This is a genomic window from Arthrobacter sp. Y3223166, assembly GCF_059090935.1.
The window spans coordinates 33,380-47,166 of record NZ_JBNHGE010000024.1 but is presented as its reverse complement, the minus strand read 5'-3'; the positions used below and the strand labels follow the sequence as shown (position 1 = coordinate 47,166).

Annotated in this window: 11 protein-coding genes and 1 tRNA gene; 5 read left to right on the top strand and 7 right to left on the bottom strand. The window is 68.0% G+C overall.

The genetic code is table 11. The features are described from left to right. The 5 genes from AC5RUH_RS11595 to AC5RUH_RS11575 all read right to left on the bottom strand — a co-directional run. Positions 1 to 545, bottom strand: a 545-nt coding sequence (locus AC5RUH_RS11595; RefSeq protein ID WP_494128632.1) for a hypothetical protein, incomplete at its 3' end; no start/stop codon positions are given. A gap of 86 nt (positions 546 to 631) precedes the next feature. Further along, on the bottom strand, positions 632 to 1,789 hold the full coding sequence (locus AC5RUH_RS11590; protein ID WP_494000669.1) for an FAD-dependent oxidoreductase: 1,158 nt from the start codon (positions 1,787 to 1,789) through the stop codon (positions 632 to 634). Positions 1,790 to 1,911: 122 nt separating this feature from the next. Then, positions 1,912 to 1,985 (bottom strand) — tRNA-Pro (locus AC5RUH_RS11585). A gap of 132 nt (positions 1,986 to 2,117) precedes the next feature. Next, positions 2,118 to 3,926 (bottom strand): ABC transporter ATP-binding protein, encoded by a 1,809-nt coding sequence (locus tag AC5RUH_RS11580; RefSeq protein ID WP_494128631.1) that lies wholly within the window; start codon positions 3,924 to 3,926, stop codon positions 2,118 to 2,120. Next, entirely contained in the window at positions 3,923 to 5,719 is a 1,797-nt protein-coding gene (locus AC5RUH_RS11575) for an ABC transporter ATP-binding protein (RefSeq protein WP_494128630.1), read from the bottom strand. Before AC5RUH_RS11575 ends, AC5RUH_RS11580 begins: the two co-directional genes overlap by 4 nt. 161 nt (positions 5,720 to 5,880) lie before the next feature. On the opposite strand from AC5RUH_RS11575, the gene AC5RUH_RS11570 reads away from it, so the two are divergent. Together AC5RUH_RS11570 and AC5RUH_RS11565 are read left to right on the top strand one after the other, a co-directional pair. Beyond that, on the top strand, positions 5,881 to 6,513 hold the full coding sequence (locus AC5RUH_RS11570) for a nicotinamide mononucleotide transporter (RefSeq protein ID WP_494128629.1): 633 nt from the start codon (positions 5,881 to 5,883) through the stop codon (positions 6,511 to 6,513). Positions 6,514 to 6,655: 142 nt separating this feature from the next. Continuing rightward, entirely contained in the window at positions 6,656 to 8,452 is a 1,797-nt protein-coding gene (locus tag AC5RUH_RS11565; protein WP_494128628.1) for an HNH endonuclease signature motif containing protein, read from the top strand. Between the two features lie 373 nt (positions 8,453 to 8,825). Here AC5RUH_RS11565 and AC5RUH_RS11560 read toward each other — a convergent pair whose 3' ends face one another. Together AC5RUH_RS11560 and AC5RUH_RS11555 are read right to left on the bottom strand one after the other, a co-directional pair. Then, positions 8,826 to 9,824, bottom strand: coding sequence for a metallophosphoesterase (locus AC5RUH_RS11560; protein WP_494128627.1), 999 nt, complete (start codon positions 9,822 to 9,824; stop codon positions 8,826 to 8,828). A 2-nt stretch (positions 9,825 to 9,826) separates the two neighbouring features. Further along, the gene (locus tag AC5RUH_RS11555; protein ID WP_494128626.1) at positions 9,827 to 12,160 is read right to left on the bottom strand and encodes a transglycosylase domain-containing protein; all 2,334 of its coding nucleotides are present in this window, start codon (positions 12,158 to 12,160) and stop codon (positions 9,827 to 9,829) included. Positions 12,161 to 12,197: 37 nt separating this feature from the next. On the opposite strand from AC5RUH_RS11555, the gene sp36 reads away from it, so the two are divergent. The 3 genes from sp36 to AC5RUH_RS11540 are packed head-to-tail and all read left to right on the top strand — an operon-like array spanning position 12,198 to position 13,766. Further along, a complete protein-coding gene (gene sp36, locus AC5RUH_RS11550; protein ID WP_493978079.1) occupies positions 12,198 to 12,353 on the top strand; it encodes a Sp36 family protein in 156 nt (51 codons plus the stop codon). Positions 12,354 to 12,355: 2 nt separating this feature from the next. Then, on the top strand, positions 12,356 to 12,850 hold the full coding sequence (locus AC5RUH_RS11545) for a RidA family protein (protein ID WP_494012854.1): 495 nt from the start codon (positions 12,356 to 12,358) through the stop codon (positions 12,848 to 12,850). Continuing rightward, positions 12,834 to 13,766, top strand: coding sequence for an NUDIX hydrolase (locus tag AC5RUH_RS11540; protein ID WP_494000661.1), 933 nt, complete (start codon positions 12,834 to 12,836; stop codon positions 13,764 to 13,766). The genes AC5RUH_RS11545 and AC5RUH_RS11540 overlap by 17 nt, the downstream gene beginning before the upstream one ends. The last annotated feature ends 21 nt before the right edge of the window (positions 13,767 to 13,787 follow it).

The window sequence follows — 13,787 nt, the reverse complement described above, 5'->3', positions numbered from 1 at the left end:
GCGCGCTCGGCGGCCGCCAGCCGGGCCGCGGCTTCGGCGACGGCCGCGGGATAGCCGCCCGCACCGCCGTCGTCGCCCGGACCAAGGGAACGCAGCGCGTCCGCACGTTTAAGGGCCCGGAGCATGGCAGCGGTCGCCGGGCGCGAGACGTCGGACATGTCCGGGTAATCGATGGCCAGCGCCGGATCCAGTTCATAGGCCAGCCAGCGGGACCGGAGGCCGTCGTGCCGGGCCGCGGCTTCATGCCAGTCCCGGCTGTCCTGGTAGCGGATGGCGGCGGCGGCCGTACGGCTGATCCGCCAGACGGCGGGCGCGGCGCAGCCGGCAGCGAGCAGCAGCCAGAGCGGCACGGCGGACGGGAAGACGACCGCGGCGGCGAGCACCACGGCCAGGGCGCAGCACAGCCCGGAAAAGCAGTACCAGAACGCGGTGTCCGGATCGGGGCGGCGGCGCAGGCCGCGTTCCACCGCGTAGGAGGTCAGGAAAACCACGGCAGCCAGCACGGCCGTGGCGACGGCCAGCTGCGCGAACTCTGCGAGGAACATCGGCACCCCTGCTGACGGAGTTATCTTCCATTCCAATACGGGGCGCGGGCAGAGTCAATGGGAGAGGGTGCCGCGGGGCCCCCGGGTCACTTGTCGACGCGGCCGACGACGTCGTCCAACTGCTTGAAGACCAGGGCCTGCGGCGCCTTGCTCATTACCGTCCGCTGGAGCTTCTGCTTCCACGGCTTCTGCTGCCGTGCCATGGCTGCCATCTTGCGCGAGCGCTCGACCACCTTGGCGGTGCGCGGGCCCCGCGCCCGTTCGTAGTTGCGCAGGGCCGTGGTGATGTTCCAGTCGGCGTTCAGCGCGCCGGCCAGCGCGACCGCGTCCTCGAGGGCCTGGCTTGCGCCTTGGCCGAGGAACGGCAGCATGGGGTGCGCGGCGTCGCCCACGAGGGTGGCGTGGCTGCCGGACCAGACGGCGGCGGGTTTCCGGTCGAACAGTTCGTGCGCCATGATGTCCTGGCTCTTGGTGGCGCCGATGACCGCCCGGACGGCCGGGTGCCAGCCCTCGAAGCGCTGCAGGGCCAGGGTGCGCCAGAGGACCTCGTCGTCCTGCGCCAGCACGTGGTTGGGCATGGTGGCGTACCAGTAAATGAGGCCGCCCGGCAGCGGGATCATGCCGAAGACCTCCCCGTTGCCCCAGGACTCGCCCCAGGGCAGCCAGCCCGGATCGAGGTCGCCGATCGGGCAGACCGCGCGCATGGCGGTGATGCCGGAGGCCCGCGGGGCGCCGTCGCCGATTAGGTCGTGGCGGACCAGCGAGCGCAGGCCGTCGGCGCCGACCACCAGGTCCGCGTGCAGGGAGCCGCCGTTGTTCAGCGTGACCGTCCCGCCGTGCTGATCGCGCCGGAACTTCACCGCCTGCAAACCCAGATGCACCGTGTTGACGTAGAGCGAGTCGTTCAGCAGCGTGGTGAGGTCCGAGCGGTGGATGGAACGCAGCGGGTGGCCGTAGCGCTGCCGGAGGTCGTCGCTGCTGAACGTGGACAGCACGTTGCCGAACTGGTCGTGCGAGCTGCCGCCGACCGGGAGGGAGGCCTCTTCAAAGGCGTCCAGCACGCCGAGCCGCTGCAGGGCGCGTGTCCCGTTGGCCCAGATCGTCAGCCCGGTGCCCAGCTGCTGCAGCGTTCCGGCGCGTTCGACCACGTGGACTTTCCAGCCGGTTCGTTGCAAGGCCCGCGCAGTGGCGAGCCCGCCGATTCCGGCCCCTACGATGAGCGCCGAGCGCTGCAGAGACCCCATGGGTCCATACTTCCCGCTTTTGGGCCGGGTTCACAACTTTCGTCCGGTACAAACCGGTTCCGGGAGCGGAAAAGCAAGAACTCCCGCCGCTCCGAAGAGCGGCGGGAGTTCCCGGTGATTCGTCGGGGTGACAGGATTTGAACCTGCGACCTCGTCGTCCCGAACGACGCGCGCTACCAAGCTGCGCCACACCCCGATACCGTTGCCCCCGCCGTCGTCGTGACGGCCGCGAAAGCAACTGTTCAAGAATAGCGGAGACAGCCCCCAAAGGAGAAATCGGCGAGGGCCCGGGCAGGCCTTGGTCAGACCGGACGCGGCCCGGCCCCGGTCAGACCAGCGAGTCCTTCCACGCGGCGTGCAGTTGGGCGAAGCGGCCGTCGCCGGCGATCAGTTCCGCCGGCGGCCCATCCTCGACCACCCGGCCCTCGTGGATGACCAGCACCCGGTCGGCGATCTCGACGGTGGAAAGCCGGTGCGCGATGATCAGCGCCGTGCGGTTGCCCAGCAGCGTCTGCAGGCCCTCCTGGACCTGGCGCTCGCTGGGAATGTCCAGCGACGCGGTGGCTTCGTCCAGGATCAGCACCGCCGGGTCGGCCAGGAACGCGCGCGCGAAGGAGATGAGCTGCCGCTGGCCGGCAGAGACGCGGCCGCCGCGCTTGTTCACGTCGGTGTCGTAGCCCTCGGGCAGAGACAGGATGAACTCGTGGGCGCCGACGGCGCGGCCGGCGTCCTCGATCTGCGCTCGGCTGGCCTCCGGGTTGCCCAGAGCGATGTTCTCCGCGACGCTGCCGCTGAACAGGAACGCTTCCTGCGTGACCATCACGACGGCGCGGCGCAGGTCTTCGTTGGACAGCTGCCGCAGCTCGATCCCGTCCAGGGTGAGCGACCCGGAGGTCAGGTCATAGAAGCGGGCGATCAGTTTGGCCACGGTGGACTTGCCGGCCCCGGTTTGCCCGACGACGGCGACCGTCTGGCCGGCGGGAATGTCCAGGTCCAGCCTGGGCAGCACCACCCGGCCGTCGCCGTAGCCGAAGACGGCATCACGGAACCGGATCGCGCCGCGGGCGTCCTTGAGCGGGACCGGCCGGGCCGGGGGAACGATGGTCGGTTCTTCCTCCAGCAGCCCGGAGACCTTCTCCAGCGCGGAGGCCGCCGACTGGAAGGAGCTGTAGAACATGGCGATCTGTTCGGTGGGGCGGAAGACCTGTTTGGTGGCCAGCAGCACCGCGACCAGGGTGCCAATGGCAAGATCGCCGTCGAGCACCCGGAAGCCGCCGATCAACAGCACCACGGCCACGGTCAGGTTGCCGACGCCGTTCAGCACCGGCTGGAGCACGCCGAAGTACCTGATGTTCCGCAGGGTCGCGCCGCGGTAGTCGGCGGCCAGCTTGTTGTAGCGGTCGGAGTTGTCGTGCTCGCGGCGGAAGGCCTTGACGGCTCGGATGCCGGTCATGGTTTCCACAAAGTGCACGATCAGCCGGGCCGACACCACCCGGGAGGCGCGGTTGGCCAGCTCGGAGCCCTTTTGGTACCACCGGGTAACGAAGGCGATGGGTATGGCGGCGACCAGGATGATCAGCCCGCTCTTCCAGTCCAGTCCGGCGATGCTGATGGCGGTGAAGAGCATGAACATCACGCCGGAGGTCAGCTGGGTGACGCCGTTGTCCAGCAGTTCCCGCAGCGCCTCCAGGTCCGACGTCTGCCGGGAGATGATCCGGCCGGAGGTGTAGGTTTCGTGAAACTCCAGGCTCAACCGTTGGGTGTGCCGGAAGACCCGGACCCGCAGGGCCAGCAGCATGGCCTGGCTGAGACGGGCGGTGACGTAGATGTAGGCCGCCAGCAGGGATCCGCCGGCGATCGCGACGGCGGCGTAGGCGGCGCCGACCAGCACCAGGGGCATGGTGTCGCCGCCGGTGAAGGCCGGCAGCGCATTGTTGATGCCGAAGGCCACCAGCACCGGACCGGCGGCCCGGGCGGCGTTGCTGGCCACCACCAGCACGATGGAGAGCGCGAACAGCCGCTTGTGCGGGGACACCAGTTCGCCCAGCAGCCGCAGGGAGCGCCGCCTGACGGCTCTGCGGTCGGTTTGGTCCAGGTTGATGTTGTCTTCGCCGGCGACTCCGGTCATGGAACTCATCGGGCTTCCTTTGCGTCCAGGACGTCTTCGACCATGGGCTCGGCCGCCAGCGAGGCGATCACGTACCGGTAGTGTGTGCTGCTGCGCAGCAGCTCCGAGTGGCTGCCGACCGCAGTAATCCGTCCGTCCTGCAGCAGCGCTACCCGGTCGGCCAGCGCCACGGTGGAGGGCCGGTGGGCCACGATCACGGTGGTGGTGCCGCGCAGTTCTTCCCGCAGCCGCTGCGTAACCGCTTCTTCGGTCCGCACGTCCAGGGCCGAGAGCGGGTCGTCCAGCACCAGCACGGCCGGTTGCGCGGCGATGGCCCGGGCCAGGGCGATCCGCTGCCGCTGCCCGCCGGACAGGCTTAGTCCTTCCTCGCCGATCCGCGTGTCCACGCCCTGCGGCAGGTCATAGGCGAACCCGGCCTGCGCCACCTCGAGCGCCCGGGAGAGGAGGATTTCGGGATCTTCGCGGCCCGGGCGGGCACCGAGCAGCACGTTGTCGCGGACCGAGGTGGAGAACAGCGTGGAGTCCTCGAAGGCCACCGACACGCGGGCGCGCAGCTCGGCCAGCGGGAGATGACGGATATCCGTACCGTCCAGGAACACGGCGCCGGAGGTGACCTCATACAGCCGGGGAATCAGCTGCAGCAGGGTGCTCTTGCCCGAGCCGGTGACCCCTACCAGCGCCAGGGTTTCACCCGCGCGCACGTGCAGGTCCACGCCGTCGAGAACCGGGGCCGCGTCCGCGGCGGCGTCGGGATAGCGGAAGACTACGTTGGACAGGCGCAGTTCCCCGCGCACGGGGCCGGCCGGTGCGGGAACGTCCGGGTCGATGATGGTGTTCTCCGTATCCATCACGTCGAAGTGCCGGTCCAGTGCGGTCTTCGCCGTCAGCGTCATGCCCATCAGGGAACCGATCGCTTCCACCGGACCGGCCACCACGGCGGCGGTGGCAAAGAAGGCGACCAGGTCGCCGACGGTCATGTGCCCGCCGGAGACCTGCATGATGCCGATGACCAACGCGGCGCCCAGCACCAGATCGGGCAGCGACACGACGGTGGCGAGGAACTTGGACAGCGTGCGGGCCTTGGCCAGTTCGGTCTGGCGCAGTTCTTCGGCCTGGCCGTGGAAGTTCTCCAGCGCGTACTTGCCGCGGCCGAAGGCCTTGAGCACCCGGATCCCGTGCACCGATTCCTCCACGGTGGTGGCGAGGTCGCCCGCCTGGTCCTGGCTCAGCCGGGAGGAAGCGCCGAATGCGGTACGGAACCGGAACCCCTGCCAGACGAGGGGCACGGCGGCGGCCAGGAAGATCAGTCCCAGCAACTGGTTCAGCGCGAACATCAGCGCCAGCCCCGCGACCACCGTCACGAAGGAGACCACCAGCATGAGGGAGCCGAACGCCAGCCAACGCCGGATCAGTCCCAGGTCGGCCATGGAGCGGGAAAGCAGCTGGCCCGAGCCCCAGCGGTCATGGAAGGCGGCCGGCAGATGCTGCACGTGCCGGTAGAAGCTGGTGCGCATGCCCATCTCCACGTCCGTGGCGGGCGCGATCGCGAACACGCGCCGCAGGTACACCAGCCCGGCCTCGGCCACGCCCAGCACCGCAATGACGACGGCGGGGCCCCAGACTTCCGAGGGGCGGCCGCCGGTATGGATGGTGTCGACCAGGCCACGCAAGACCTGGGGAATGGCCAGTGCCACCAGGCTGGCGCCGAGGGCGCTGAAGAATCCCAGGATCAGCCGGGGGAGGATGGGCCGGACATAGTGTTTGAGCCGGGCGATCGAGCGCCAAAGGGATAACTCAGTCATGTGGTCGATTCGTTGCAGTGGTTCGGAGGGCTTCGTGTACTGCAGCAACTATCCTAGCGACCGCGTTGAGGCGCTGGTCACTGTTGGCACCCCCCGAGCCGACCCGTGGGGAAACCGATGCTTGCTAGGCTGTGCGGAACAATTCACCAACGGGGGCGGGCATGGATCTGGCAGACGTCGTGCACGGCTTCGGGTCGTTCCTGTGGACATCAATGCTCTTTCCGCTGCTGCAGGTGGCCGGCGTCCTGCTCTTGGTGCTTCGGAAGCCGGCCGGCTGGCTGGTGCTGCTGGTGGAACCGGTCCTGTCCCTGGTGTTGATGGGAGTGACGGGCGCTTTTAGCCTTGCCGTCCTGGTGCTGCCCGCGGTGGCGGCCTACGGATGGTGGCGGTGGCGCCGGCGGTCAGCGGCCGGCGGGTTTCTTGTCCATCCGGTCCAGCGGCCCGACTGGCTGGCCGCGGCCTGCCTGATGGTGCTTGTCGTGCTGTTCTTCGGTGTCGACGTGCTGCCCATGATGCTGATGCACATGGCCGACCCGGCGGCCATTGCTGAGGCAGCGGTCGTTAGCCTGCTGACTCCGCTGTTGTACCTCGGTCTGGCGCGCGGTGTCATCGAAGCCTGGTGGATCGGCGTCGCCCTCTCGCTGATGGGCCTGGCAAGAGGGGCAGTGAACGCAAACCCGCAGGTCCTGTTTGCACTGGACGGCATCGTGTTCACCGTCCTGCTGGGAATTTTGAGTCTGTACGGCTGGTCCAGATGGCGCGAGGCGCATGCGGAGTCGGCCGCTTCGACGTAGCATCGCGGCGCAGTGCTTCGGCTTGGCGCCGTGCTTCGCCCAGCATTGTGCTTCCGCTTGGAATGCATTGCCCTAGGGCACTACTCCTACACACAGGGCCCTTTTGATGGCTATCGAATCTGTGTACGAATAAAATTGTGGTATGGCTCTTGCACCGTTGGACCGCACCGGGGAGATGGAAGCATCTCTGGACCAGGCGTGTGTCCTGCTGCAAGATGTCGCCGATCGCTTCCCCGTTGAGTTCTCTTCCCTGTGCAACAGGGACCTGGCCAATACGGTGGCGGCGGTCGAGGGCGTTTCGAAGCTGGTGGAGTTCCTGCAGGCGGTCGGCGCCCACGCGGTGGAGCGGGCGGACATCGCCGCCACCGGGGAAACCGCGCCGGCGTCAAGACCCGGCGCAGAGGCCGGTGCCGCCGCGTCGGGCACCGCGGGGGCGGGGGAGTGGGCGGACCCGGCGGCAGCGATCAACACCGGGAGCGCGGCCACCGCTACCCCGGACAGGTCCGGGGCAGCTCAGGTGCGGCGCCGCCGCAAGACGGAGTTCGCGAACACGGCGGAGTATCTGCGCTCGCGGTTGGGGATCGGGATAGTCGAGGCGCGGCGCCGGCTGCGGGTGGGCAAGGCGATCACCGCGCCGGTGCGGTTGGACGGGGAACCTGGTGCGCCGGCGCTGCCGGTCTTGGCCAAGGCCATGGCCGGCGGGGAGGTCAGCGGCCAGTCCGCGGCCTTGGTAGTTGATTCCCTGCACCGCGCCCGCCACGCCGGTAGCCTGGAGGCGTTGCAGGCGATGGAAGCGTCGCTGGTCCGGCAGGCCCTGGACGCGGATGCGGACACCCTGGTGATGGTGGCCAGGACGTGGGAAACCGCGGTCGACCAGGACGGTGCCGAACCGTCCGAGGAGGAACTGCGGGCCCGGCAGGGCATGTTCTACCGGGGCCGGCGGCGCGGGCTGCACCAGTTCGTCATCAACACCACCGACGCCCAGTACGAGGCTCTCGCCACCGTGATGAACAGCGCCGCGAACCCAAGGATCCGCCCCGACGCCATCGAAACCGCCGCCAACGCCCCTGCCGCCAACGGCGGCACCACCGCAGGCACAGGCGGAGCAGACGCAACGGGCAGCGCCAACACTGATGCAGCAACCACAAAGGCGGGCACCGATAACGCTGATGCAGCCGGGCCCCGTGTGGAGAGTGCGGCAGGCACCGCTGAGGCTGACGGCGCTGCTGAGGCTGCCGACGGCGGAATCTCCGACCCGCGGGACGACACGTCGTCGGGTTCTGAACCCGGTCTGCCGGGTGAAGGCCCCGCCGGCGTGGATCCGGCCGTGGTGGAGGCGATGGATGACGCCACCCGGGCGCAGAAGCTGCTCGCGGGCCTGGTCGGGGCCTGCCGGATCGCGCTGAACACCGGCAGGCTTCCGGACTCGGGCGGGCACCGCACCCAGATGATCGTCACCACCGGATACGAGCAGCTGGCCGGGCTGCTCTCCGGCGGCGGCAGCGCGGTCTTCACCGGCCCGGTCTCGGCCACCACGGTCCGCCGGATGGCCTGCGACGCCGAAATCATCCCGGCCGTCCTGGGCTCCGAAGGCGAGATCCTGGACCTGGGCCGGTCCCAACGGTTCTTCAACCGCGCGATCCGCCGGGCCCTGGTCGCCCGGGACAAGGGCTGCGCCTTCCCCGGGTGCAGCATGCCCGCGTTCTGGACGGAGGCGCACCACATCATCCCCTGGTGGGCCGGCGGCCGCACCGACGTGAACAACGGGGTGTGCCTCTGCCTGCTCCACCACGACCTGATCGAGCAAGGGAACTGGGAGATCAACGTCGTCGACGGCATCCCCTGGTTCACCCCGCCGGACTACATCGACCCGCGCCGCAAACCGCTGCGCAACTCCTACTGGCAAACCCACATCCCACCCCAACCACTCCTAGCCTGACCTAGCGATTCGGCGCGGGCGGGCGCGCAGGGCGCAGCTGAGGAAGTCTTAGCGGGCGGGTGCGCAGGGCACCGGTGGGGAAGTCTCAGCGGGCGGGCGCGCAGGGCACAGCTGAGGAAGTCTTAGCGGGCGGGCGCGCAGGGCACAGCCAAGGCAGTCTCCACAGGCATGAGCGCAGGGTGCAGGTGGGGAAGTCTCAGCAGGCGGACGCGCAGGGCACAGCCAAGGCAGTCTCCACAGGCATGAGCACAGGGCACAGCTGAGATTGTTTCAGCGGGCGGGCACGCGGGGCGCACCCTGCAGGTGCATCAGCGGGCTGCACAGAAGAAGGTCAGAGCTGGTGTAAGACCAGCCGCAGAGCGTGCCTCGGTGCTCAGCTGAGCCCGGGGCCGGGCCCGGTGCGGCGGCCTTCGGCAGGGACTTCGCCGGCCGGAGCAGCCGGCGTCAGTGTCAGCAACACAGCCTCCGGGCGGCAGGCGAAGCGCACCGGCGCCAGACGCGACGTTCCCAACCCGGCCGACACGTTTAACGGGACACTACGCCCCTCGTGCTCCCAGTACGTCAGCCCCCGGGCGCGCCACGTAGGCAGATCGCAGTTGCTGGTCAAGGCCCCGTAGCCGGGGAGGCGGACCTGGCCACCATGGGTATGTCCGGCCAGCATCAGGTCGGCGTCGTCGGCTGTGAACCGGTCCAGCACCCGCTGGTATGGAGCGTGAGCCACCGCGATCCGCAGGAATGCGGCCTCATCGGCGGATGTCGAACCGTTGGGGAAACCCGAATAACGGTCGCGCTGCAGGTGCGGATCGTCAACCCCCGTGAAGTCCAGCCGAACCCGGTCCACCACCACGGACTGGTGCCGGTTGGTCAAGTCGATCCAGCCTGCGGTGCCGAAAGCCGCATGCATCTCCCGCCAAGGCAGTTCACGCTCCGCGTAGTCCTTGGGCTGAGAGGAGGGGCCGGTGAGGTAGGAGAACGGGTTCTTCATCACCGGGGAGTAGTAATCGTTGGAGCCCGGGACGAACACGCCCGGAATATCCATGAGCGGTGCCAGCGAGTCCAGCAGGGGCTGCACGGCCTGGTGATGGCTGAGGTTATCGCCGGTGTTGACCACCAGGTCCGGTTCCAGCGACGCCAGCTGCCGCAGCCACCTCTGCTTCAGCGTCTGCCCGGGAGTCATGTGGATGTCGGACAGGTGCAGGATCCTCAGGGGGCCTCGTCCGGCGGGCAGGATGGGCAGCGTTTCTTCGCGGACCTTGAAGAGGTTCCGCTCGATAACGGAGCCGTAGACGAGCGCGGCCCCGCCCGCGGCCGTGGCCCCCAGGGCCAGCGTGCCTGCGGTCCGGAGCCGTGCCCGCAACAAGTCAGTGTCCACGGTTAGTCGTTGCCTCCTCCGCCGTTGCCTCCTCCGCCGTTGCCTCCGCCGTTTCCGTTACCCCCGCCGTTGCCGTTGCCTCCGCCGTTTCCGTTGCCGGAATCGCCGGAATCGCCGGAATCGCCGGAGTCACCGGAACCGCCGGAGTCACCGGAGCCGCCGCCCGAATCCCCGTCGTCGCTGCTGTTGCTGGAATTCGAGTTGTTGTTCGATTCGGCGGGTGCCGGGGTCTGGACCGGTCGGGGCGGATACATCATGCTGCTCGGCGCGGAGCCGAACTCGCCCGTCTTGTACAGGCCGGCGACCTTCTCCATGTAATCGGTCCACTGCCCGCCGGCAATGGTCGCACCGTCCACGTAGTCACGCGTCACGCCGTTGATGGGGATGTTGTTGATCGATTTGTAGGCATGAGGGTTGCCCACCCAGGAAGCAGTGGAAATGCCCTTGGTGTAACCCACCGTCCAGGTGTACTCAGACTTGTCGGTCGTGCCGGTCTTGACAGCGGCGGGAACACCAATCGGATGGATTCCTCCCAGCTGCAGGTTGACCAGGTTCTCCAGCGGGACGCTGACGGCAGCAGCTACTTCCTCCGAGATCGCCCGTTCGCAGGACTTCTTCGGCACCTCGTACTTGTTGCCCTGGGCATCCGTCACGGAGGTCAGCGCGATCGGCTTGCAGTACACGCCGCCGCTGGCGAACGCCGCGAACGAAGCCGCCATCGTCATCGGGGACACGTTGGTCGTGCCGATGATGAAGGACGGGTGCTCAATGCTGATCGGTTCCTTGTCCGTCGCCGTCCGGACGCCGAGGCGCGTTGCCGCATCCCGGATGTCGCAGAGGTCCAGCTGCGCGGCCATGGCTGCGGTAGCGGAGTTGATCGACCACGTCAGGCCCTGGCTGGCGGTCATGGTCCGCTCGAAACCTGGCAGCGCATTCTGGAAGTCCCACTCACTGAACCACGCGTCCGGGGGCAGGCAGCTCGCGTTCCAGTTGTACTGCGCCGGGTACTCCGTCCGGCGCGCGTCGACCGACGCGTTGAGCGCCTTGCCCGCTTCGAGCCAGGCGACCATGGTGTAGGGCTTCATCGTGGAGCCAGGCTGCCAGCCGTTGCCGCCGCCCATATCGGCGTCGACGTTGTAGTTCAGCTCCGTATTGGCCGCGCCGTCTTCGGGGCTGTAGTTGGTGTTCTGGGCCATCATCAGGATGTTGCCGGTGCCCGGTTCAATCGAGACCATGGACGAGCCGACGCCGGACTCGTCGCCCACCGGGACTTCCTGCTCGATCTGCTTCTGGCCTTCCTTCTGGAGGCGGGAGTCGAGCGTCGTCTTGATGGTGAGGCCGCCACGGGCCAAAAGCTTCGCCCGTTCGGTGGAGTCCGCACCGAACGCGTCGGACTGCATGATGGCGTGCTGCACGTAGCTGCAGAAGTAGTCGGCGAAGTTTGCCGCGACACAGCCGGAACGTACCGGCTTGAGATTCAAGCCCAGATCGCTGGCAACGGCTTCGTCGTACTCCGCCTGGGTAATCTTTCCCGCGTTACGCATGGCCGCCAGCACCGTATTGCGGCGTTCCACCGTGGCTTCCGGGTTGTTCACCGGATTGAAGTAGTTGGGCGACTGCACCATGCCGGCCAGCATGGCCGACTGCTGGATGTTCAGCTTGGCGGCCGGAATGCCGAAAAAGGTCTTCGCAGCGGCTTCAATGCCGTACACCTGGCCGCTGAACAACACGATGTTCAGGTAGCCCTGCAGGATCTCTTCCTTGCTGAATTCCTTTTCGACGGCGATGGCCAGCTTCGCCTCGCGCAGCTTGTCGCCGATGTCCTTGGTGCCGCTGATGGTCAGCTCTTCGGCCCCCTTGCCCGCGGAAGCGCCGGCGTCGATCAGCACGTTGTTCACATACTGCATGGTCAGCGTCGACGCGCCCTGCAGGTCCCCGCCGGCCATGTTCGTCACCGCGGCGCGCATGATGCCTTGGGGGTCCACACCGTTATGTTCGTAGAAACGAACGTCCTCGATGGAGATGATGGCGTCCTGCATGTGCTGGGAGACCTTGTCCAAAGTCACCGGGACGCGGTTTTCGGCGTAGAACGTGGCAATCAGCTTGCCGTCGGCGGAGAGGATCCGCGACGGCTGGGACAGCGGCTGCGTCTGCAGTTCGTCCGGCAATTGGTCGAAGTATTCGATCGATGAGGTTGCCCCGACACCGGCCACGGCTGCGGCCGGAACCAGCAGACCGGCTGCGAGCACGCCGCAGAGCGCACTGATACCCAGGAAGCCAACAACTTTGCCTAGGGTGGTCGCAGTGTCGAAGAAGGGGGATTTGCGAGCGGCCATGGGGTTCAGTTTACAAGCAAGCGCTACCCTTTGAGTTATGACCAAATGGGAATACGCGACAATTCCGCTCATTATCCACGCGACCAAGCAGATTCTTGACCAGTGGGGGGAGGACGGCTGGGAGCTCGTCCAGGTGTTCCCCGGCCCGAACGGAACCAATCCGGTTGCCTATTTGAAGCGGGAGAAGCAGTAGCCATGACGGAAACCACTGAAGCCCGGAAGTCCACCGTCGAAGAGCGGCTGGCCGGCTTGGGACTGTCCCTGCCGGACGTGGCAGCTCCGGTGGCCGCCTACGTCCCGGCGGTCGTCTCCGGTAATTATGTGTACACCTCCGGGCAACTGCCGTTCGTCAACGGCGAACTTCCGGCCGCCGGCAAGGTGGGCGACGGTGCCGGCCTGGTCAGTGCCGACGAGGCGAAAAACCTCGCCGCGACGGCCGCCGTGAATGCCCTGGCAGCGGTCAAGAGCGTCATCGGTGACCTGGACCGGATCACCCGGGTGGTCAAGGTCGTCGGTTTCGTGGCCTCCGATCCGGCATTCACCGGCCAGCCGGGTGTGATCAACGGCGCCTCCGAGCTGCTGGGGCAGGTCCTCGGCGAGGCTGGCGCGCATGCCCGGTCCGCCGTCGGCGTGGCCGTGCTGCCGCTGGATTCGCCGGTCGAGGTAGAACTGATTGCCGAATTCAGCTAGTCCGCTGCGCGAGGAGCAGCGGCTCTTCCCCGTGGTACCGGACCAGCTGGGCGCGGCCCACAGCTGGTTCCACCACGGGGAACGTACGCCGCGCAAGCCCCGGATGGCCTCCTCGGTCGTCCTCGTTCGGGACGGCGCGGCCGGCACGGAAACGTACCTCGGCTACCGGTCGGGCTCCTCTCCGCTGGGCACGGTGGCCTTTCCCGGCGGCAGCGTGGAGGAGAGCGACGGCGACCCGGTGACCTGGTACGGCCCCTCGCCGAGCAAATGGGCCGAGATGCTCGGGCTGGACGACCACCGCCTGGCCCACGCCCACGTCGTGGGTGCCATCCGCGAGCTGTTCGAGGAAACCGGCGTGTTGCTGGCCGGTCCGGATGAATCCACCCTGCCGGAGTCCACCTCCGGCGCCGACTGGATGCGGACCCGCGAGGCCGTCGCCGCCCAGGAGGTGTCCTTCGGCGAAGCGCTCGGCAAGCGCGGACTCGGCGTCCGCACCGACTTGCTCAAACCCGTGGCCCACTGGCTCAGCCCCGATTTTGCCCATCGCCGCTTCGACACGCGCTACTTCGCTGCGGCCCAGCCAGCCAACCAGCGGCCGTCCCTGCTGGAAAGCAAGGGCGTGTGGGCCTCCTGGCTGCCGGCGCAGGAGCTGGTGGCGGGGCGGACGACCACGACGCTGGGCGATCTGGTGGACCAGCCCGACACCCGCGGGTTGACGTTCAGCGAGGTGACCTCGCCCGCGGTGGAAATCATCGTGGAAAAGATCGCCGGCGCCCGCGGCTGCATCGCCTACCTCTCGCACAAGCGCCCGCAGCGGCTCTACCACCCGGAACTGATCCAGGTTGACGGTGTGCCCATGCTGGAGGTCGCGGCCAACGCGGCCACCGAAGGCGGTGCCGCCCCGCGGGGACGCTGAGCCGCTCCGCCAACACGGACC

Coding starts and splice junctions, on each gene's coding strand:
- AC5RUH_RS11570 (WP_494128629.1), top strand. CDS start 5,881: ATGGATCTGGCAGACGTCGTGCACGGCTTCGGGTCGTTCCTGTGGACA.
- AC5RUH_RS11580 (WP_494128631.1), bottom strand. CDS start 3,926: ATGAGTTCCATGACCGGAGTCGCCGGCGAAGACAACATCAACCTGGAC.
- AC5RUH_RS11575 (WP_494128630.1), bottom strand. CDS start 5,719: ATGACTGAGTTATCCCTTTGGCGCTCGATCGCCCGGCTCAAACACTAT.
- AC5RUH_RS11555 (WP_494128626.1), bottom strand. CDS start 12,160: ATGGCCGCTCGCAAATCCCCCTTCTTCGACACTGCGACCACCCTAGGC.
- sp36 (WP_493978079.1), top strand. CDS start 12,198: ATGACCAAATGGGAATACGCGACAATTCCGCTCATTATCCACGCGACC.
- AC5RUH_RS11565 (WP_494128628.1), top strand. CDS start 6,656: ATGGCTCTTGCACCGTTGGACCGCACCGGGGAGATGGAAGCATCTCTG.
- AC5RUH_RS11590 (WP_494000669.1), bottom strand. CDS start 1,789: ATGGGGTCTCTGCAGCGCTCGGCGCTCATCGTAGGGGCCGGAATCGGC.
- AC5RUH_RS11545 (WP_494012854.1), top strand. CDS start 12,356: ATGACGGAAACCACTGAAGCCCGGAAGTCCACCGTCGAAGAGCGGCTG.